This window comes from Curtobacterium sp. Curtsp57, from assembly GCF_047324335.1.
Classification (GTDB): Bacteria; Actinomycetota; Actinomycetes; order Actinomycetales; family Microbacteriaceae; genus Curtobacterium.
Genome location: NZ_CP168511.1, coordinates 1,957,123 through 1,975,633, shown reverse-complemented (window position 1 = coordinate 1,975,633; position 18,511 = coordinate 1,957,123). Strand labels below are relative to the sequence as shown.

Here is an 18,511-nt window from a genome sequence, read left to right as displayed (position 1 = left end):
GTGTCGCGCTGCCCGGACGCGCTGTCAGAGCCAGTTGCGCTTGCGGAACACCACCCACAGCACGCCGGCCAGGGCGAGCATCGCGACGATCGCGGCCGGGTAGCCGTACCGCCAGTGCAGCTCGGGCATGTGGTCGAAGTTCATCCCGTAGACGCCGGCGATGAGCCCCGGCGCGAACAGGATCGCCGCCCACGATGAGATCTTCTTCACCTCTTCGCCCTGCTGGTGCGCGGCACGGGCGAGCTGCCGGCTCTCCTCGCCCTGCGCCAGGCTCGCGCTCGTCATCCGCCGCATGGCCTCGTTCTGCTCCTGCGACACCAGGGTCGAGTGCAGCGTCAGGGCGTTCTCGAGCAGGGCACGGAACGAGTCGATCCGCTCGGTCACCCGCAGCGCGTGGTCCATCACGTCGCGCAGCCGGTGCTGGACGTCCTCGTCGACCGCGTACTTGTCGGCGCCGCGGAGCAGCCCCTTCACCATCGCGGGGACCGGCTTCGTCGCACGCTGGAACGCCAGGACCTCGCTGAGGAGCTGGTAGATCCGCTTCGAGACGTCGGCGGCGACGTGGCCGGCGAAGAGCTGGTCCTCGATCTCGTCGATCTCGTCCTGCAGCACCTCGACGACCGGCGCGTAGCCGTCCACGACCTCGTCGAGCACCGCGGCGGTCACCGCCTCCGATCCCTTCGCGAGGAACTCGGGGTCCTGCTCGACACGTGCGCGCAGCGCCGCGAGGTCCGGGCGGTCGGCGTGCCGGACACTCACCACGAAGCGGTCCCCGACGAACAGGTGCACCTCGCCGAACTCGACCGTGCCCTGGTCCGCGTCGTACCAGGCCGGACGCAGCACCACGAACAGGGTGTCGCCGTAGCGCTCGAGCTTGGCGCGCTGGTGGCCCTTCATCGCGTCCTCGACGGCGTTCTCGTGCAGGTCGAACTCCGTCGCGACGGACTCGAGCTCACGTGGGTCAGGCCGGAGGAGCCCGATCCACGCGAGGTCGCAGTCCCGTCGTGCATCGAGCGACAGGGTCGACGACGACTCGACGCGACGTCCGTCGACGTAGATCGCGTTGTCGATCATTGCCATGCTGTGCTCCTTCGGTCGGGAGCAGGCAGGCGCGAGTCCGCGCGGGAGAACCGCTGCGGGGCGGTGGATCTAGGACACGGGCACGGGGGCGACCGGAAGGGTCAGCCGGCCCGCGCGAGGATGGTCACCCGACATCGCGCCTCACCTGCCCTTCTGGTTCGTCCTGCGCCGCGGAGTGTCCCGCGGCCAACGGCCGAGCGTACGCCTGTCGTCCGCGATTCCCAAATACCCTCGGGTGTGCTGATGTTTCAGTGTGACATCTCGGTCACGCTGATCGAAGGAGATCTGATGAAGGCATCACTCGTCCGGAACGGTCTGGTCGCGTCGGCGCTGTCGGCGGCCTTGCTCATGGGCATGACCGCAGGGCCCGCGGTCGCAGATTCCGCACCGACTGCCACCGGTAGCTTCGAGGTGAGCTGCGGCAGCCCCGGCGGCGGAGCGAAGGTCTCGTGGGAGCGCACCGGCACGACGTACCGAGCGACCATCGACCAATACCGGCTGTCGCCGGCCCACGGCAACACGAACTCCGATGGCGAGGTGACCCTCGAAGTCAACGGAGGCGCGTACGTCCAGAAGACGAAGCTGCTGTCCGATGGCGGGTGGCACGGTCTCGGCGCCACGGTGACGGCGAACGTCGCCAGCGGGGCATCGATCGAGAATGCCTTCACGTTCGTGTACCAGGGCTTCCCGTCCTACCCCTCGTGCAAGGCGTCGAAGTGGCTCTGACCTCGGTGTGAGCCGGACGGTGGCGTCGGGGCCACCCCCCCCGGACGCCACGGTTCGTCGAGGCGCCCGGCCGGCGGTCAGTCGAGCGCGCGGACCGGCAGTTCGGCGAGCTGCCAGCCGAGCCACGGGCTGAACGCGAACGGCGCTGCCGAGACCGCGGCGCGCAGCTTCTCCTCCGAGAGCCACACCCACTCGGACACCTCGTCGTCGGCGGGCTCCGGGGCGTGGTCGGCGACCGCGCGGAACACCGGGCAGACCTCGTTCTCGACGATGCCGGACGCGTCGACCGCGCGGTAGCGGAAGTCCGGCAGGACCTCCTCGATGCCGTGGAGCGTCATGCCGAGCTCGCGTGCGGCCCGGCGGGCGATGGCGTCCTCGAACGACTCGTCGGGACCGGGGTGTCCGCAGAACGAGTTCGTCCACACCCCCGGCCAGGTCTTCTTCGCCAGCGCACGACGGGTCACGAGGATGTCGCCCGCCTCGTTGGTCACGTGGCAGCTGAACGCCAGGTGGAGGGGCGTGTGGTCTGTGTGCACCGTGAACTTGTCCGCCACGCCGATCGGGGTACGGTCGTCGGCGAGAAGCACCACGGTTTCCAGGAATTGGCTCATCTGTCTCGATAGGTTAGTTGAATGACGGACGAAGCGGCCACCGTGGCGCACATCGACCTCGCTCTGGTCGACGCGTGCCTCGAGCGCTTCTTCACGGTGTCCTCGGGCAGGGCACAGGCGTTCGGGCGTCCGTCCGAGGAACTCTGGCGGGTGCTCCGCAAGGCGAGCATGGGCGGCAAGCGCTTCCGCCCGCGCATGGTGCTCACCGCGTACGCCGGGCTCGGCGGCGACGACGTGCACGCCGCGTCGCACATCGCGGCTGCGTACGAACTGCTGCACACCGCGCTGGTCGTGCACGACGACGTCATCGACCGGGACTGGTCCCGCCGTGGGCAGCCGAACGTCGCAGGAGCCTTCCGCGACACGGGCACGACGGGCGGGCTCCCGCTGCCGATCGCCGAGCACCGGGGGATGAGCGCCGCCGTGATCGCCGGGGACCTGGCGCTCGCCGGAGCCCCGCGCTTCATCGAGTCGAGCGGCGTCACGGGCGACCGTCGCACCCGCCTGCTCGACCTGTTCGACGACGCCGTGTTCGCGAGCGCCGCGGGTGAGATGGCCGACGTCGACCTGAGCCACGGCGTGATGCCGACGGTGGACGAGGTCCTCCAGATGGAGCGGGCGAAGACGAGCGTGTACTCGTTCGAGGCGCCGCTGCAGTCCGGTGCGGTCCTGGCCGGCGCGGACGAGTCGATCGTGGCCGCGCTCGGTGCCTTCGGCCGTGAGATCGGCATCGCCTACCAGATCGTCGACGACCTGCTCGGGGTGTTCGGGGACGAAGCCGCGACGGGCAAGACGGCCATCGGGGACCTGCGCGAGGGCAAGCGCACCATGCTCATCGCCTACGCCGCCACGACCGACTGCTGGTCCGAGCTCGCGCCGTACCTCGGGGACCCGCACCTGACCGAGGAACGTGCGAGTGCGATGCGCGCGCTCCTGACGTCCTGCGGGGCCAGGGATGCTGCGCTCGTCCGGGTCGAGGAGCACACGGCCCTGGCCCGCGCCGAACTCGCAGCGCTGCCGTACGACCTCGCGGACCGGCTGGAGACGCTCGTGTCCGAGCTGGTGGAGCGCGTCCGGTGACCTCCAGCAACGCCGGGAGCACGCACACCGCGCGGCTCCCGCTCTACGACGCCACGGCAGAGGCGGCCTCCTCCGTCGTCATCGAGCGCTACTCGACGTCGTTCGGCATGGCATCGCGCCTGCTCACGAAGGACACCAGGGAGCACATCAGGAACGTCTACGCGCTGGTCCGCGTCGCGGACGAGGTCGTGGACGGCCCCGCGACCGAGGCCGGGCTCGCACCGGACCTCGCCCGCACCGTGCTCGACGAGCTCGAGCGGGACACCGAACGCGCGATGCGCCTGGGGTTCTCGGTGAACCCGGTCGTGCACGCGTTCGCCAGGACCGCCAGGACGATCGGGTTCGGCGCGGAGCTGACGGCCCCGTTCTTCGCCTCGATGCGGATGGACCTCGAGCAGACCGAGCACGACCAGGCCTCGTTCGACGCCTACGTCTACGGCTCGGCGGAGGTCGTCGGGCTGATGTGCCTCCGCGCGTTCGTGTACCGCGCCGGACGGCCGACCTTCGACGAGTCCGTGCTGGTCGAGGGTGCCAGGGCGCTCGGTGCCGCCTTCCAGAAGGTGAACTTCCTCCGCGACCTGCACGCGGACTTCGAGGTGCTCGGCCGGTCGTACTTCCCCGGCGTCGACGTGCGGACGTTCGACGAGGCCACGAAGGACCGACTCGTCGCGGACGTCCAGGCCGACCTCGACACCGCCGCCAGGACCGTCCCGCTGCTGCCGCGGGACGCCCGCAAGGCGGTCGGTCTCGCACACGCGCTGTTCCAGGAGTTGAACGACCGGATCGCGGCCACGCCGGCCGACCGGCTGATCACGACGCGCGTGCGTGTCCCGAACCCCGTCAAGGCGCGGCTCGCCGCGCAGGTGCTCGCCGGTCGCGCGCCGCTGCGGTCGCGCACGGTGACCACAGGACACACTGGAGGCTCCTCATGACCCCGCCACGAGCCTCCAGTCCGAAGAACCAGCCGTCCACTGCCCGCAAGGTCCCCGTCCGTCGCGCCGTCGTGATCGGCGGCGGCATCAGCGGACTCGCGTCCGCCGCACTGCTGGCGCGGGACGGCTTCGCCGTCACCGTGCTCGAGCAGCGCACCCAGCTCGGCGGCCGCGCCGGGTCGTGGGAGCAGGACGGCTTCCGGTTCGACACCGGGCCGTCGTGGTACCTCATGCCCGAGGTGTTCGACCACTTCTTCCAGCTGCTCGGCACCAGCGCTGACGAGCAACTCGACCTCGTGAAGCTCGACCCCGGGTACCGCGTCTACAGCGAGGGGTACGACGACCCGATCGACCTGCGGGCATCCCGCGAGGACAACCTCGCACTGTTCGAGTCGATCGAGCCAGGGGCCGGCGCCCGGATGGCGAAGTACCTCGACTCCGCTGCCGAGACGTACGAGATGGCCGTCCGGCGCTTCCTGTACGGCACGTTCCAGGACTTCCGGAAGCTCGCGGCCCCCGACGTGCTGCTCCGGATGGGCAAGCTCGCGCGCCTGCTCATCGAGCCGCTGTCGACGTTCGCCGAGTCCGCCGTGCGGGATCGCCGCCTGTGGCAGATCCTCGGCTACCCGGCCGTGTTCCTCGGCACGAGCCCGTATGCCGCACCGAGCATGTACCACCTGATGAGCCACCTGGACCTCGCCGACGGGGTGCTCTACCCGAAGGGCGGCATCACCGAGGTCATCGCGGCCGTCGAACGCGTCGCCCGGGCCGAGGGTGCGCAGATCATCGCCGGCGCCAAGGTCGAGCGGATCCAGGTCGAGGGCGGCCACGTGACCGGTGTCGTCCACCGAGACCGTCGCGGAGCGCAGCACGTCGCCCCGGCGGACGTCGTCGTGAGCGCCGCCGACCTGCGGCACACCGAGATGCAGCTGCTCGACCGAGAGCACCGGACGCACGACGAGTCGCACTGGAAGAAGCGTGACCCCGGGCCCTCCGCCGTGCTCGTCTACCTCGGCGTCGACGGGCCGGTGCCGGGGCTCCTGCACCACACGCTGATGTTCACCGCGGACTGGAAGGCGAACTTCGGCGCGGTGTTCGGTGACGACCGGCACGTGCCCGACCCGGCGTCGATCTACGTCTGCGCCCCGTCCGAGACCGACCCGACCGTCGCACCGCGGGGATCGAGCAACCTGTTCATCCTGGTGCCGCTCCCCGCCGACGTCGGCATCGGCAAGGGCGGGCTCGACGGCGCGGGTGACTACGAGGTCGAGCAGATCGCGGACCGTGCCATCGACGTCGTCGCCGAACGGTCGGGCGTGCCGGACCTCCGCGACCGCATCCGGGTGCGCAAGACGATCGGCCCCCGGGACTTCGCGGACGACTTCAACGCGTGGAGCGGCTCGATGCTCGGGCCGGCGCACACGCTCAAGCAGAGTGCGTTCTTCCGTGAGGGCAACGCCTCCGAGAAGGTCGAGGGGCTCTACTACGCGGGGTCCTCGACGATCCCGGGCATCGGGCTGCCGATGTGCTTGATCAGCGCGGAGGTGCTGCTGAAGCGCATCCACGGGGACACCTCGACCGAGCCGCTGCCGACGCCGCTCGAGCGTGCGGACGGTGTACCGCCCCGCCCGCCGAAGCGAGCGCCGCGGCGGACGCCGTCCACGCCGCCGCCTCCGACCACGACCCCGGCCGCGACGACCTGATGCCAGGGCTGTACCTCCTCGGGCTCCTCGTGGCGCTCACCGGGATGACCGTGCTCGACGCGCGATTCCGACTGTTCTTCTGGCGGGCGCCGTGGCGGGCCGCGGCCGTGATGGCGGTCGGCGTCGCGTTCTTCCTGGTCTGGGACGCCGCTGGTGTGGGGCTCGGCATCTTCTTCATCGGGCAGCAGCGCCTGCTGACCGGTGTCCTGCTGGCGCCGGACGTCCCGCTCGAGGAGGTCTTCTTCCTGCTGCTGCTCGGCTACACGACGATGAACCTGATCGGGTTCATCCGGCCCCGCGTGGCCAGGGCGCTCGATCGGGCGGGGGACCGGTGACCGGCTCCGGCGCGTACGCGCTCCTCAGCCTGCCGTTCTTCGGGGTCGTCGCCGTGGTCGGGATCGTGGCAGCGGTGGTCGCGGCACGTCGCCAGCGCCGGCTCGGGCGCGACGTCCACCGCCGACGCCGCACTGGCGTGGTCACCGGGCTCGTCGCCGGTGTCGTGCTGCTCGTGATGACGATCGTGTTCGACAACGTCATCGTCACGCTCCGCGTCGTCGCCTACGACCCGGCGCTCATCAGCGGCGTGAAGATCGGGGCGATCCCGATCGAGGACCTGGCGTACTCGATCGCGGCCGTCGTCCTGCTGCCGAGCCTCTGGGTGCTGTTCGACCGCAGCCACGGGACGGACCACGAGACCCAGCCACCCACCGGACAGGAGCACGACCGATGACGGCGACCCCTGCCTCCCGGCAGTCCACCATGCGCGCGCTGTTCACCTCGTCGCGCCCGATCAGCTGGGTGAACACCGCGTACCCGTTCGGCGCCGCCTACCTGCTCGGCAGCGGGGAGCACTTCTCGATCCTCGCGTTCCTGATCGGTGTCGTGTACTTCCTGGTGCCGTACAACCTCGCGATGTACGGCATCAACGACGTCTTCGACTACGAGTCCGACCTGCGGAACCCCCGGAAGGGCGGCGTCGAGGGGGCGCTGCTCGACAAGAGCGTCCACCGGACGACACTCTGGGCGGTCGTCATCACGAACGTGCCGTTCCTCGTCGCGCTCGTGCTGCTCGGCGGCCCGTGGTCGTGGCTCGTCCTCGCGATCAGCGTCTTCGCGGTGATCGCCTACTCGGCACCGGGGCTGCGGTTCAAGGAGAAGCCGTTCCTCGACTCGCTGACGTCGTCGACGCACTTCGTGTCGCCGGCGGTCTACGGGCTGGCGCTCGCCGGGACGCACTGGACCGGGCAGCTCGTCGCCGTGTGCGTGGCGTTCTTCCTGTGGGGCGTCGCCTCGCACGCGTTCGGCGCCGTGCAGGACGTGCTCGCCGACCGGGCAGGCGGGATCGGCTCGGTCGCGACCGTGATCGGTGCGCGGGCGACCGTGCGCCTGGCGTTCGTGGCGTACGTGGTGGCCGGGATCGCGCTGCTGTTCTCGGCGTTCCCGGGGCCGATCGCCGCCGTGGTCGTGATCCCGTACGCGCTGAACGTGCTGCCGTGGTGGAACGTCACGGACGACGGCGCCGAGTCGGCGAACGCGGGGTGGAAGCGGTTCCTGTGGATCAACTACCTCGCCGGCTTCCTGGTGACGATGGCGCTCATCGCCTACGCGTTCACACGCTGAGCGGGCGCGCGCGGCGCGGGTCGCTTCGCGCGGAGGAAGTCGAATCGCGCGTAGGTGTCCTGGATTCCAGGCCACCCACGCGCGAAACGACCTCCCATGGCATGCGTTGTGGGAAGGAACCGCGCGCCTGACAGACTGGACGCGCGCGACGACAGCGCAGTCGAACACGAAGGAGTGCACGCATGACGGTCCGCATCATCCACGTCGGTCTCGGAGGGTGGGGCGGCAGCTGGGCCCGCACCGCACTCCCCGCGGTGTCGGAGGTCGAGGTGGTCGGGATCGCCGACCCGAGTGCGCCGACGCTCGAGGCCGTCCGGAAGGACCTCGGGCTGCCGGAGTCCGCCGCGTTCGGCTCCCTGACCGACGCGCTCCAGGCCGTCGACGCCGACGCCGTGGTCATCACCGCCCCGGCCGTCACGCACGTGCCGCTCGCCCTCGAGGCCCTCGCCGCACGCAAGCACGTCCTGGTCGAGAAGCCCTTCGCCAACAGTGCCGCCGAAGCCGCCGAGGCCGTGCACCTCGCGGAAGAGCTCGGTCTCGTGCTGCAGGTCAGCCAGAACTACCGCTACTACCCGGCGCCCCGCGTCACGAAGGACCTCCTCGCCGCCGGTGCCGTCGGTGAGCTCTCGGCGATCAACATCGACTTCCGCCAGTGGGACAACGACCGCGCGTTCGAGGACCACCCGCACTACCGGTTCCCGCACGCGATGATCAACGACATGGCGATCCACCACTTCGATCTGCTCCGCATGGTCACCGGCAAGGAGGCCGTGCGGGTCTACGCCAGGGCCACCTACCCGTCCTTCAGCAAGTACCAGGACGAGGCGGTCGCGTCGATGCTCATCGAGATGGAGGACGGCATCGTCGTCAGCTACCGCGGCAGCTGGCTCAGCCGCGGGGAGCACACCCCGTGGGCCGGCGAGTGGAGCATCCAGGGCGAGGACGGCGAACTCCAGTTCACCAGCCGGGGCGGGGAGCCCGGCGACGTCAGCTGGGACCGCGTGACCGTCCGGAAGCCCGACGGGTCCGGTCGGACGTCGGGGGAGGCCGCTCGGACGTCCGTCGAGCTCCCGACGGCGGAGCACCACGACCGGCAGGGCGGGCTCCAGGCCTTCGCCCGATCGGTGTCCGGCGGCGACGTCCCGGAGACGAGCGGGCGCGACAACCTCAGGAGCCTCGCGCTCATGGAGGCGGCGACCCGCTCAGCAGCGTCCGGCCTGCCAGAGGACGTCGTCGTCCCGAGCTGAGACCGGGCGGACACCGATCATCCGCCACGCGCGAGCCGGACGCAGCCAAGGCCGCGTCCGGCTCGCGACGTGTACGAACGATGTATGGCGAACGACAGTCTCCCCGAGCTCGAACTCGCGAACGTCCGCACGCGTGAACGCATCACCGACACCGTCGAACGCATCCGGCACAAGGTGGACGTCCCCGCACGCACGCGCCTCGCGATCGCGAAGACGAAGCAGCGCTGGCACCGCGACCCCACCCCGCTCGTCGCGCTCGCCGCGACCGCAGCGGCCGGCATCGCGGCGATCGTGGTGGGTGTCCGGATCCGGAACTCCCCGGCCGCGCGCCTCGACGCACTCCGCACCCCGGCTCCCGTCCCGGTGTTCAAGCCCGTCAAGGTGGGCAAGGACGGGACCGCGAAGGGCGTGCCCGTGTTCGCCCGCAAGGACGACAAGCACAACCCGGTGCTGCAGGACCAGAAGGCCTCCGAGAAGCGCCGCAAGACGGTGCAGAAGCAGGCGAAGAAGGCCGGCAAGCGCGCCGCCGAGCGAGCGAAGAGGATCTGACCATGGCGCGAGAGCACCACAAGCCGGACCCGGACGACCCCCGGAAGCCCGACAGCCCGACCGACCTGACGAAGCCGACGCTCGCCTACACGCTGAAGAAGACGCTCCGGGAGTTCTCCGCGGACCAGTGCACCGACCTCGCCGCGAGCCTGACGTACTACACGGTCCTGGCGCTCTTCCCCGGGCTGCTGGCGATCGTGTCGATCCTCGGCCTCGTGGGGCAGGCGCAGTCCGTCGTCGACACCCTGCTCGACATCGTCAAGAACGTCGGGTCGACGCAGGTCGCAGCACTGCTCGAGGACCCGATCAACAGCCTCGTCCGGTCACCCGCAGCACCCATCACCTTCATCGTCGGTGTCGTCGGCGCGCTCTGGTCGGCCTCCGGGTACGTCGGCGCCTTCGGCCGCGCGATGAACCGCATCTACAACGTCCGCGAGGGCCGGCCGATCTGGAAGCTCCGCCCGACGATGCTCGGTGTCACGCTGTTCACGGTCCTCCTGCTCGTGATCGGGCTGCTGGCACTCGTGAGCGGGCCCATCGCGCGGAGCTTCGGCGACACGATCGGGCTGGGCGACGTGGCCGTCACGGTGCTGTCGATCGTGCAGTGGCCGATCCTCCTCGTCGTCGCGATCATCGTCGTCGCGGTGCTCTACTACTGGTCGCCGAACGTCAAGCAGCCGAAGTTCCGGTGGGTGAGCGGCGGGTCGATCCTCGCGATCCTGATCCTCGTCGTCGCGAGCGTCGGGTTCGGGTTCTACGTCGCGAACTTCTCGAACTACAACGCCACGTACGGGTCCCTCGGTGGCGTCATCGTGTTCCTGCTGTGGGTCTGGATCACGAACAACGCGCTGCTGTTCGGCGCGGAGTTCGACGCGGAGCTCGAGCGCGGGCGACAGCTGCAGGCCGGCATCCGTGCCGAGGAGGACATCCAGCTCCCGGAACGCGACACCCGGCAGATCGAGAAGCAGGACGAGAAGCATGCGCAGGACGTCCTCGACGGCATCAAGATCCGGGAGGGCCGGGGATAGCTCCCGGATGCGTCCGTTACGGTTCCGAGCGTGCCGTCCTTCCTCGAGGGGCTCCCGTTCTGGTGGCTCGTCCTCGCGCTCTTCGTGATCGTGTTCTGCCGCGCGCAGGCCACGTACTGGATCGCGCGCGGAGCCGTCGCCGGCGCATCGCGCTCCCGCTGGGGCCGCTGGCTCGACTCCGCTGCGGTCCGTCGCGGCTCGGCGCTCCTGGACCGGTGGGGGCTCCCCGTCGTGACGGTGGCCTTCGTGACGGTCGGGCTGCAGACCGTGATGAACGCGGCAGCCGGGCTCGCCCGTGTCCCGTGGTGGCGGTACCTGCTCGCGATGCTGCCCGGGTGCGTCGCGTGGGCGTTCCTCTACGCCACCGTCGGGCTCGCGGTGTTCTGGGCCGTCGTCGCAGCGCTCGCCGGCTCGCCGTGGGGGATCGCGGCGGTGGCGCTCCTGCTGGTCGCCGCCGTCGTCGCGGTGACGGTCGTGCGGCACCGCGGCAGCCGGACGGGAGGCTCGTCCCGCCTTCCGTAGGCTGGCCTGCGTGACGCACGCACAGCCTCCAGTCCGTCCGGTCGCCCTGGTGACCGGAGCCACCCGCGGTATCGGCCGCGCGATCGCGGCCGATCTCGGCCGCACCCACGACGTGCTCGTCGGCGGCCGGACGGCCGACGCGGTGGACGCCGTCGTGGCGGAGCTGCCGAGCGCGTCGCCGTTCGTCGGGGACCTCGGCGCCGGCGACGTCCCCGAGCTGCCTGCTCGACTCGACGTGCTCGTGCACTCCGCCGGTGTCGAGCAGGGCAACCGGATCGCGGACACCCCGCGGTCCACGTGGGAGGCGGTCTTCGCCACGAACGTCTTCGCCGTCGCCGAGCTCACGCGCCTCGCGCTGCCGGCACTCCGGGCGTCCCGCGGCATCGTCGTGACGATCAACTCCGGGTCTGGGTTCCTCTCCGGCCCGGGCGGCGGGGTCTACGGCGCGTCGAAGTTCGCGCTCCGGGCCTTCACCGACGCCCTGCGCGAAGAGGAACGTCCCAACGGCGTGCGGGTGTCGAGCGTGCACCCCGGTCGGACGGACTCGGACATGCAGCGGGCGCTGACATCGAAGCTCGGGGAGTCGTACGACACCGAGTACTTCCTCGCGCCGCAGGACGTCGCCGACGCGGTCCGCACCGTTGTCGACCTGCCGGAGCGGGGCACGATCGAGACGCTCTCGATCCGCCCTACTCGCAAGCGCTAGTCATATGTGAAGTCTGAAATATGCAATGATCAAGGCTCTCAGTTCGAGGAGTCTTCGTCATGCGTTTCCACCGTCCTGCCCGCCTCGCCGCCTTCGCCTTGTCTGCGGCGACCCTGGCCGCAGCCGTGATCCTGCCGGTGCTCCCCGCCGCCGCCGTCGAGATCACCACACCCGGTCCCCTGACCAAGATCGAGACGACCAACGCGCTGCGATGTCAGGTCTGGTATCAGGGCACGCAGCAGTTCTACGGCTCGAGTTCGTGCTACACCGCGGTGGCAGTGGACAACGTCATCCGGGGGTACGGTGCCGCGTGGACTCCGGAGAGCCAGACCGTGAGTGGTGCCGGGACGAAGGCCGACCCCCGGGTCATCACGACGACGGTCACCGGCGGCGGGCTGCGGCTCACGCAGCAGGACAGCTACGTGATCGGCAAGGGCGACTTCGACACCCGGGTCGACGTCGTCGACACCACCGGGCAGGACCGTGCCGTGACCGTCTACCGTGCTGCCGATTGCTACCTTCGCGGCGGTGACACCGGGTACGGCGAGTACGACAGCGCGACCGGCGCTCCTTCCTGCCTCAAGAACCCACCAGGGAGCGCCGAGCAGGGCCAGGTGGAGTCGTTCATCCCGAAGACGCCCGGGTCGAACTGGGCGTACGGGGGCTACTCCGCGGTCTACAAGTACTTGTCGGACCGGAAGCCCTTCCCGGACCGGCTCCTCACCACCAACCTGGTCGACAACGGCATGGGGATCAGCTGGGACGCGACCGTTCCGGCGAACGGCTCGAAGTCCTTCGAATGGCAGAACCACTTCCTCACGGGTGAGGACCCGGAGGTGCAGCTCGCGGCCTCCGGTGCGCTCGAGGACACCAACGAGAACGGCCGGACCGACGCGGCGGACACCGTCACGTGGACGGCCCTGCTCGAGAACACCGGCAACGTCGCGCTCTCCTCGGTCGCGGTGACGAACACCCTCGGAGCATCGGTGACCTGTCCCGCCGGCCCCATCGCCGTCGGTGCGACCGTCACGTGCACCGGGAGCGCACCGGTCGGTCAGTCCGCGATCGACGCCGGCTCCCTGACGAACAGCCTCTCCGTCTCGGCCACGTCGCCGAAGGGGAAGCCGGCCGCTGCCGGCCCCGAGTCCGCGACGGTCGAACTCACCGGCGCCGCTGCGGTCTCCGCATCGGTCACGAGCAACCTCGGTGCCGCACCCGTCGCCGGTGACACGGTCACCTACCAGGTAGGCGTCGAGAACACCGGTTCGCTCACCGTCGCGGACCTGTCGGTCAGTACGGAGTCGGCTCGGCTCGTGGAGTGCACGCCCACCACGATCGCGCCTGGCGGGACCGCAGTGTGCCGACTCGAGCGTCAACTGACCCAGGCGGACGTCGATGCCGGACACCTGGTGTTCACCGGTGTGGTCCGGGGCACTCCTGCGCGGGGTGAGGCCGGTACGCTCGCAGATCTCCGCCTCGACCAGGACATCGCCTCGTCCGCGACGGCAGCCGTCGCGACGACGTCCGACGCCGGCGTGTCCGTGCAGGCAGGGCAGACGATCCGGTACACGACGACGGTCACCAACACCGGGACCGTGACGCTCTCCGACCTCGCTGCTCGGCCGGCGATCGGCGAGGCCGCGGCGTGCGAGCGGACGTCCCTCGCTCCCGGCGCATCGACGACCTGCGTCGTGACGTACACCGCGACGCAGGCCGACGTGGACGCAGGAGCGGTGGAGCAGACCGTGACCGTCGTCGGTGCGGCTCCCGGTGCGGATCCGGCCCGACTCGGGTCCGCGGACGTCCGTGACGTCGCCGTGCCCGCGCCCGACGTCGACGCATCCGTCGAGACCGACGCGGCAGACGTCCCCGCCGTGGGCGACGTCGTCACGGCGACCGTCACCGTGACGAACACCGGCAACGTGACGCTCTCCGACGTGACCGTCGATCCCGGCACCGGCGACCCGGTGACCTGCGTCGCCGCCATCTTGGCTCCCGGAGCGGCGACGACCTGCGTGGTGACCCGTGACCCGCTGACCCAGGCCGACATCGACAGCGGCGCCATCGCGTTCTCCGGCGACGTCCTCGCGACCACGCCGGCCGGTGCGCGATCCGTGCTCGGCGGCGTCCGCGTGACCGATCCGGTCCCGGCGACCCCGTCGGCCGCTGCCACGATGACCTCGAACGCCGGCTCGGCGAAGGTCGGGCAGACCGTCACGTGGACCACCACGGTGACGAACACCGGCAACGTGACCCTGAGCGCGGTCGTGGTCGACACGGTCGACGGTGCCGCCGTGTGCGACGTCGACGCCCTCGCCCCCGGACAGCGCGCGACGTGCACGTCGACCGCCGAGGTCACCCAGGCTGACGTCGACAGTGGCACCCTCGACCGCGAGGCCATCGTCAGCGCTGCAGCTCCCGGAGCCGCCCCGGCCGAACTCGCCCGTGCCGAGAGCTCGGACCGCATCGCGCCGGTCCCCGCGCTCGGGGTGTCCACGACGTCGGACGTCACCGAGCACACCGGTGTCGGTGACCAGGTGACGTGGACGACCACGGTCACGAACACCGGGAACGTCACGCTGTCCGCGCTCCGGATCGGTGCCGGCACCTGCGACACCGCGGTGCTCGCGCCCGGAGCCGAGACCCGCTGTGTCGTGAGCCGGGAGCTCACCCAGGTCGACGTCGACGCCGGCGTCGTCCGGCTGGACGAAGCGATCTCGGCGACCACGCCGGCCGGGGCCACGGCGGTCCTCGCCCGTGCCGCGGCGGAAGCTCCCGTCGCACAGCACCCGGCGCTCACGGCGACGAGCTCGTCGGACGCCGAAGCGCAGCCGTCCGTGGGTGACGTCGTCACGGTCGTCGTCGCCATGGAGAACGCCGGCGACGTGACCCTGCGCGACCTCGCGCTCCGCCCGAGCCGCGGTGAGGTCGCGGACTGCGCGTCGGCGCCGCTCGCACCCGGAGCGCGGATCGAGTGCACCGTGACCACGACCGTCACGCAGGCGGACGTGGACGCCGGCGGGTTCGACGTCGGCACGACGGTCCTCGGGTCCACGCCGGCCGAGGACGGCGTCGGACTGGCCGAGACCTCGGTCCGGGTGGACGTTCCTGCTCAGCCTGCTGCCACCCTCGCGCTCGCCGCCGCGGTGCGGGAGCGGCTCGACCCGGGCGTGGAGCTGCAGGTCGAGGGGACGGTGACGAACACCGGCAACGTGACCCTGTCCGACATCGCACTCGACGCGTCCGCCGATCAGCAGGTGGCCTGCCCGGACGGTGCGATCGCACCGGGCGCGTCCGTCACCTGCACGATCACGGTGACGGTGACGCAGGACCACGTCGACGCAGGCGGGATCGAGTTCCACGTCGACGGCGCCGCCGCGGTCCCGTCCGGAGCGCGCACGGCCATCCCGACCGCGGACCTGACCGTCCCGATCGACGCCGAACCCGGTGCGACCCTGACCCTGGCGGTGGTGCCCGGTCGCGACCTGTCCGTCGGCGGCACCATCGGGTTCCGCGCGACCGTGGCGAACACCGGGAACGTCACGCTCAGCCGACTGGCCGTGAGCCGACTCGTCGCGTTCGCCGCGAAGCACGGCGACGCCGGGGAGGCCCACGATGCCGGTGCGCCGGCGTGCTCGGACGAGACCGTCCCCGTGGGCGGTTCGGTGGCGTGCACCTTCGAGCGGACGATCACGCAGTCCGACCTCGACAGTGGTTCGCTGCGCGAGACCGTGACCGCGTCCGCCGGCGTCCCCTCAGGTGACGACCTCGCGATCGCTCCGGCGTCGGTGACGGTCACGGTGCCCCGGGTGCTCGAGGGCTCGACCGAGTTGTCTGCGAACACCGACGGTCCGGTGTCCGAGGGCACCAGGGTGACACTGACGACCACGGTCCGGAACACCGGGTCCGTCACGCTCAGCGACCTCGTCGTTCGTCAGCACGACGCCGGCGAGCAGGTCTGCGTCGCGACGGATCTCGCCCCGGGCGCTGAGACGACCTGCTCCGGTGAGCGAACGGTGACCGCGTCCGACGTTGAGCACGGCGCCCTCGAAGCCGCTGTCACGGTGACCGCGACGGATCCGCAGGGCCACGGGGTCGACCTGCCGGATGCTTCGGTGAAGATCCCGGCGACCGCTCCGGCCGAGTTGGCGTTCACCGGTGTGCAGGGGATCAGGCTCACCTCCGCGGCCGCCCTGGCGCTGGTGGCCCTCGGCGCGGCCACGATGGCCCTCATGGCGCGCCGGGCCCGCGCGGGGTCCGAATCGGACTGACCGGTGCCGCCGTGGGCCCGGCTCGCCCTGCCGCTCGTCACTGCGACGTCGACAGGTCGAGCCGGGCGTCGAGGTCCAGCCGGTCGAGGAACGTCTCGTCGTGGCTGACCACCACGACGGCCCCGCGGTAGGCCCCGAGCGCGTTGACGAGCTGGTCGACGCTCGTCATGTCGAGGTCGTTCGTCGGCTCGTCGAGCACCAGCAGCTGCGGGGGCGGGTCCGCGAGCACGAGTCCGGCCAGCGCCACCCGGAAGCGCTCACCACCGGAGAGCGCACCCACGGGACGGTCCACCGTGTCCCCCCGCACCAGGAAGCGTGCGAGCCGGTTCCTGAGCACGGCGTCCCCGACGTGCTGCGCGCCGCGACGGACGTTCTCGAGCACGGTCAGGTCGTCATCGAGCGAGTCCTTCCGCTGCGGCAGGTAGGCGATGTGCTCCACGTGCGGTTCGGCGTGCGTGCCCGGGAGCGGGTGCTCCCGCGCGGAGGGCCACCCGACGAGTTGCTCGAGCAGGGTCGTCTTGCCGACGCCGTTGTCCCCGCCGACGGCGATGCGTTCGGGTCCCTGCACGATCGTGTCCCGTCCGCGGACCGTGATCGTCGCGATGCGCCGGGACGCGGGGACGTCCGGATCCGGCAGCTCGACGTGGATGGACTCGTCGACCCGGAGCCGCGTCTCCGCCTCCCGCTTCGTCTGCAGGGCCGCTGCCTCGTCGTCCGCGTACCCGGTGCGGAGCCTCCCCGCCGTCTCCTCTCCCTTCTTCCGCATCTCGTTCGCGAAGATCTTCGGCATGCCCTGCGCGGCCTTGACGCCGGAGCGGGCCCGCCGCGCGATCTTCGTCTCGGCCTCGATCCTCTGCCGCTTCTCGGTGCGGTGCCGCTGCTCGGCGACCCGGACCTCGCGCTCGGCCGCGGCCTGCTGGACGGCGAGGTGCTCCTCGAACGCGCTGAACGTCCCGCCGAACACGGTCATCGACCCGGCGCGGAGCTCGGCGACCTCGTCGACGTGCTCCAGGAGCTCGCGGTCGTGGCTGACGACGACGAGCGTGCCGTGCCAGGCGTCGACCATGTCGAGCAGCATCGTCCGCGCTCGTCGGTCGAGGTTGTTCGTCGGCTCGTCGAGGAACGCGATCGGGAGCCCGCGCAGCCGGATCCCGGCGACCGCTGCGAGGACCGCCTGACCGCCGGACAGCGTCGTGACGGGCCGGTCGAGGTCGATGCCGAGCGGGTCGAGCGCGGCTGCGGCGCGTTCCTCGACGTCCCAGTCGTCGCCGATGACGTCGAAGTGCGCGGGCGATGCGTCACCGCCGAGCACGGCTCGGAGCGCTCGGACCGTGGCGCCGATCCCGAGCAGGTCGGCGACCGTGTCCTCGGTGCGGACGGACAGCCGCTGGGGGAGGTGGTCGACGGGACCCGACATCGTGACGGTGCCCGACGTGGGGTGGAGCCGACCGGTGACCAGCCGGACCAGCGTGGTCTTCCCGGCCCCGTTCCTCCCGACCAGACCCGTCCTGCCGGAGCCGAAGGCGGTGGTGAGGTGGTCGATCGCGACGGTGCCGTCCGGCCAGGTGAAGGTGAGGTCGTGCAGGACGACCGATGGGTTCGCGGGCATGGAGGTGCCTCCCGTGTGTCGATGCGGGCGCACGACACCGGAGCCGCGGATGCGGCAGGGACCCGACTCAGGCGGGCATGATCACGGTGTCAGCGCAGGGGCTGCTGCTGCGAGGACGCAGTACCGGTGATCACGCGCAAGGCGACTTCTTCCGTCGGTTGACCCCCGTTTCCGTGACCCGAGCCGGCGGTCGGTCTCCCGCCCCGCTGCTCCGCGGTCACGACGGAGTGTCTTCCACGGTAAGCCCGTTCCCGGACGGCCGCAAGGGATGACAGGGTGGAGGCATGCCCGAGAACCTGCTGCCGACTCCGTCGAGCAACCCCGAGACCCTGCTCCCCGCCGAACCCGAGGTGACCGCGGCGCTCGCCGCCGACGCACCCGTCGCCAGCGTGGTGGTGTCGCACCCGTCGTCGAGCCTGGCGTGGGCGCTCCTCGCCGACGAGGCGTGGGAGCGTGGCGCGACGCTCGAGTCCTACGCGTACGCCCGTGTCGGCTACCACCGCGGGCTCGACTCGCTCCGCAAGGCCGGGTGGCGCGGTGCGGGTCCGGTGCCGTGGTCGCACGAGCCGAACCGCGGCGTCCTCCGGGCACTGTTCGTACTGCGTCGCGCGGCCCAGGCGATCGACGAGCCCGGCGAGCCCGAGCGCCTCACCGAGTTCCTCGACGGCGCCGACCCCGCAGCGATCCCCGCGCTGTCCGCGTAGGGCGGCCGGCCGCCGCCGCGGATCGCTCCCGCACAACCGAAAGCACCCCGCGCCACGAGATTCCGTGGCGCGGGGTGCTTTCGGTTGTGCGAAGCGCGGCCAGTCGCCCGCCCGCCGCCTGCC

General features: G+C 71.1%; 17 protein-coding genes. 14 read left to right on the top strand and 3 right to left on the bottom strand.

Annotation, left to right across the window (positions count from 1 at the left end; genetic code table 11):
• Positions 1-24: 24 nt before the first annotated feature.
• Positions 25-1,080: a magnesium and cobalt transport protein CorA gene (locus tag ACEN9V_RS09215; protein ID WP_402727962.1), complete on the bottom strand. Its 1,056-nt coding sequence runs from the start codon at positions 1,078-1,080 to the stop codon at positions 25-27.
• A gap of 288 nt (positions 1,081-1,368) precedes the next feature.
• Between ACEN9V_RS09215 and ACEN9V_RS09210 the strand changes: the two genes are divergently transcribed.
• Positions 1,369-1,806 carry a hypothetical protein gene (locus ACEN9V_RS09210; RefSeq protein ID WP_413602999.1) on the top strand — a complete coding sequence of 146 codons (438 nt, stop codon included), beginning with the start codon at positions 1,369-1,371 and terminating at the stop codon, positions 1,804-1,806.
• 77 nt (positions 1,807-1,883) lie between these two features.
• Here the strand turns inward: ACEN9V_RS09210 and idi are convergent, their stop codons facing one another.
• Positions 1,884-2,417 (bottom strand): isopentenyl-diphosphate Delta-isomerase, encoded by a 534-nt coding sequence (gene idi / locus ACEN9V_RS09205; RefSeq protein ID WP_413602998.1) that lies wholly within the window; start codon positions 2,415-2,417, stop codon positions 1,884-1,886.
• A 21-nt stretch (positions 2,418-2,438) separates the two neighbouring features.
• On the opposite strand from idi, the gene ACEN9V_RS09200 reads away from it, so the two are divergent.
• The 12 genes from ACEN9V_RS09200 to ACEN9V_RS09145 all read left to right on the top strand — a co-directional run bounded on the left by ACEN9V_RS09200 (position 2,439) and on the right by ACEN9V_RS09145 (position 16,075).
• Positions 2,439-3,497, top strand: a complete 1,059-nt coding sequence (locus tag ACEN9V_RS09200; protein WP_413602997.1) for a polyprenyl synthetase family protein — start codon at positions 2,439-2,441, stop codon at positions 3,495-3,497.
• Positions 3,494-4,429, top strand: coding sequence for a phytoene/squalene synthase family protein (locus ACEN9V_RS09195; protein WP_413602996.1), 936 nt, complete (start codon positions 3,494-3,496; stop codon positions 4,427-4,429). The genes ACEN9V_RS09200 and ACEN9V_RS09195 overlap by 4 nt, the downstream gene beginning before the upstream one ends.
• Positions 4,426-6,132, top strand: coding sequence for a phytoene desaturase family protein (gene crtI / locus ACEN9V_RS09190; RefSeq protein WP_413602995.1), 1,707 nt, complete (start codon positions 4,426-4,428; stop codon positions 6,130-6,132). The genes ACEN9V_RS09195 and crtI overlap by 4 nt, the downstream gene beginning before the upstream one ends.
• Positions 6,132-6,467, top strand: a complete 336-nt coding sequence (locus tag ACEN9V_RS09185) for a lycopene cyclase domain-containing protein (RefSeq protein WP_281266744.1) — start codon at positions 6,132-6,134, stop codon at positions 6,465-6,467. Before crtI ends, ACEN9V_RS09185 begins: the two co-directional genes overlap by 1 nt.
• Positions 6,464-6,862 (top strand): lycopene cyclase domain-containing protein, encoded by a 399-nt coding sequence (locus tag ACEN9V_RS09180; protein ID WP_413602994.1) that lies wholly within the window; start codon positions 6,464-6,466, stop codon positions 6,860-6,862. The genes ACEN9V_RS09185 and ACEN9V_RS09180 overlap by 4 nt, the downstream gene beginning before the upstream one ends.
• Positions 6,859-7,752: a prenyltransferase gene (locus ACEN9V_RS09175; RefSeq protein WP_413602993.1), complete on the top strand. Its 894-nt coding sequence runs from the start codon at positions 6,859-6,861 to the stop codon at positions 7,750-7,752. Before ACEN9V_RS09180 ends, ACEN9V_RS09175 begins: the two co-directional genes overlap by 4 nt.
• Positions 7,753-7,934: 182 nt before the next feature.
• Positions 7,935-8,999 carry a Gfo/Idh/MocA family protein gene (locus ACEN9V_RS09170; protein ID WP_413602992.1) on the top strand — a complete coding sequence of 355 codons (1,065 nt, stop codon included), beginning with the start codon at positions 7,935-7,937 and terminating at the stop codon, positions 8,997-8,999.
• Between the two features lie 84 nt (positions 9,000-9,083).
• On the top strand, positions 9,084-9,548 hold the full coding sequence (locus ACEN9V_RS09165) for a hypothetical protein (protein WP_413602991.1): 465 nt from the start codon (positions 9,084-9,086) through the stop codon (positions 9,546-9,548).
• A 2-nt stretch (positions 9,549-9,550) separates the two neighbouring features.
• The gene (locus ACEN9V_RS09160) at positions 9,551-10,576 is read left to right on the top strand and encodes a YihY/virulence factor BrkB family protein (RefSeq protein ID WP_413602990.1); all 1,026 of its coding nucleotides are present in this window, start codon (positions 9,551-9,553) and stop codon (positions 10,574-10,576) included.
• A gap of 30 nt (positions 10,577-10,606) precedes the next feature.
• On the top strand, positions 10,607-11,098 hold the full coding sequence (locus ACEN9V_RS09155) for a DedA family protein (protein ID WP_413602989.1): 492 nt from the start codon (positions 10,607-10,609) through the stop codon (positions 11,096-11,098).
• Between the two features lie 10 nt (positions 11,099-11,108).
• Positions 11,109-11,804: an SDR family oxidoreductase gene (locus ACEN9V_RS09150; protein WP_413602988.1), complete on the top strand. Its 696-nt coding sequence runs from the start codon at positions 11,109-11,111 to the stop codon at positions 11,802-11,804.
• 59 nt (positions 11,805-11,863) lie between these two features.
• Positions 11,864-16,075, top strand: coding sequence for a hypothetical protein (locus ACEN9V_RS09145; protein WP_413602987.1), 4,212 nt, complete (start codon positions 11,864-11,866; stop codon positions 16,073-16,075).
• Positions 16,076-16,112: 37 nt separating this feature from the next.
• On the opposite strand, the gene ACEN9V_RS09140 is transcribed toward ACEN9V_RS09145, so the two are convergent.
• Positions 16,113-17,684: an ABC-F family ATP-binding cassette domain-containing protein gene (locus ACEN9V_RS09140; protein WP_413602986.1), complete on the bottom strand. Its 1,572-nt coding sequence runs from the start codon at positions 17,682-17,684 to the stop codon at positions 16,113-16,115.
• Between the two features lie 284 nt (positions 17,685-17,968).
• Here ACEN9V_RS09140 and ACEN9V_RS09135 point away from each other — a divergent pair, with 284 nt between their 5' ends.
• Entirely contained in the window at positions 17,969-18,388 is a 420-nt protein-coding gene (locus ACEN9V_RS09135; RefSeq protein ID WP_413602985.1) for a DUF3151 domain-containing protein, read from the top strand.
• Positions 18,389-18,511 lie beyond the last annotated feature (123 nt).

Coding starts and splice junctions, on each gene's coding strand:
- ACEN9V_RS09140 (WP_413602986.1), bottom strand. CDS start 17,684: ATGCCCGCGAACCCATCGGTCGTCCTGCACGACCTCACCTTCACCTGG.
- ACEN9V_RS09200 (WP_413602997.1), top strand. CDS start 2,439: ATGACGGACGAAGCGGCCACCGTGGCGCACATCGACCTCGCTCTGGTC.
- ACEN9V_RS09215 (WP_402727962.1), bottom strand. CDS start 1,080: ATGGCAATGATCGACAACGCGATCTACGTCGACGGACGTCGCGTCGAG.
- ACEN9V_RS09170 (WP_413602992.1), top strand. CDS start 7,935: ATGACGGTCCGCATCATCCACGTCGGTCTCGGAGGGTGGGGCGGCAGC.
- ACEN9V_RS09165 (WP_413602991.1), top strand. CDS start 9,084: ATGGCGAACGACAGTCTCCCCGAGCTCGAACTCGCGAACGTCCGCACG.
- ACEN9V_RS09145 (WP_413602987.1), top strand. CDS start 11,864: ATGCGTTTCCACCGTCCTGCCCGCCTCGCCGCCTTCGCCTTGTCTGCG.
- ACEN9V_RS09160 (WP_413602990.1), top strand. CDS start 9,551: ATGGCGCGAGAGCACCACAAGCCGGACCCGGACGACCCCCGGAAGCCC.
- idi (WP_413602998.1), bottom strand. CDS start 2,417: ATGAGCCAATTCCTGGAAACCGTGGTGCTTCTCGCCGACGACCGTACC.
- ACEN9V_RS09135 (WP_413602985.1), top strand. CDS start 17,969: ATGCCCGAGAACCTGCTGCCGACTCCGTCGAGCAACCCCGAGACCCTG.
- ACEN9V_RS09210 (WP_413602999.1), top strand. CDS start 1,369: ATGAAGGCATCACTCGTCCGGAACGGTCTGGTCGCGTCGGCGCTGTCG.
- ACEN9V_RS09175 (WP_413602993.1), top strand. CDS start 6,859: ATGACGGCGACCCCTGCCTCCCGGCAGTCCACCATGCGCGCGCTGTTC.
- ACEN9V_RS09185 (WP_281266744.1), top strand. CDS start 6,132: ATGCCAGGGCTGTACCTCCTCGGGCTCCTCGTGGCGCTCACCGGGATG.
- crtI (WP_413602995.1), top strand. CDS start 4,426: ATGACCCCGCCACGAGCCTCCAGTCCGAAGAACCAGCCGTCCACTGCC.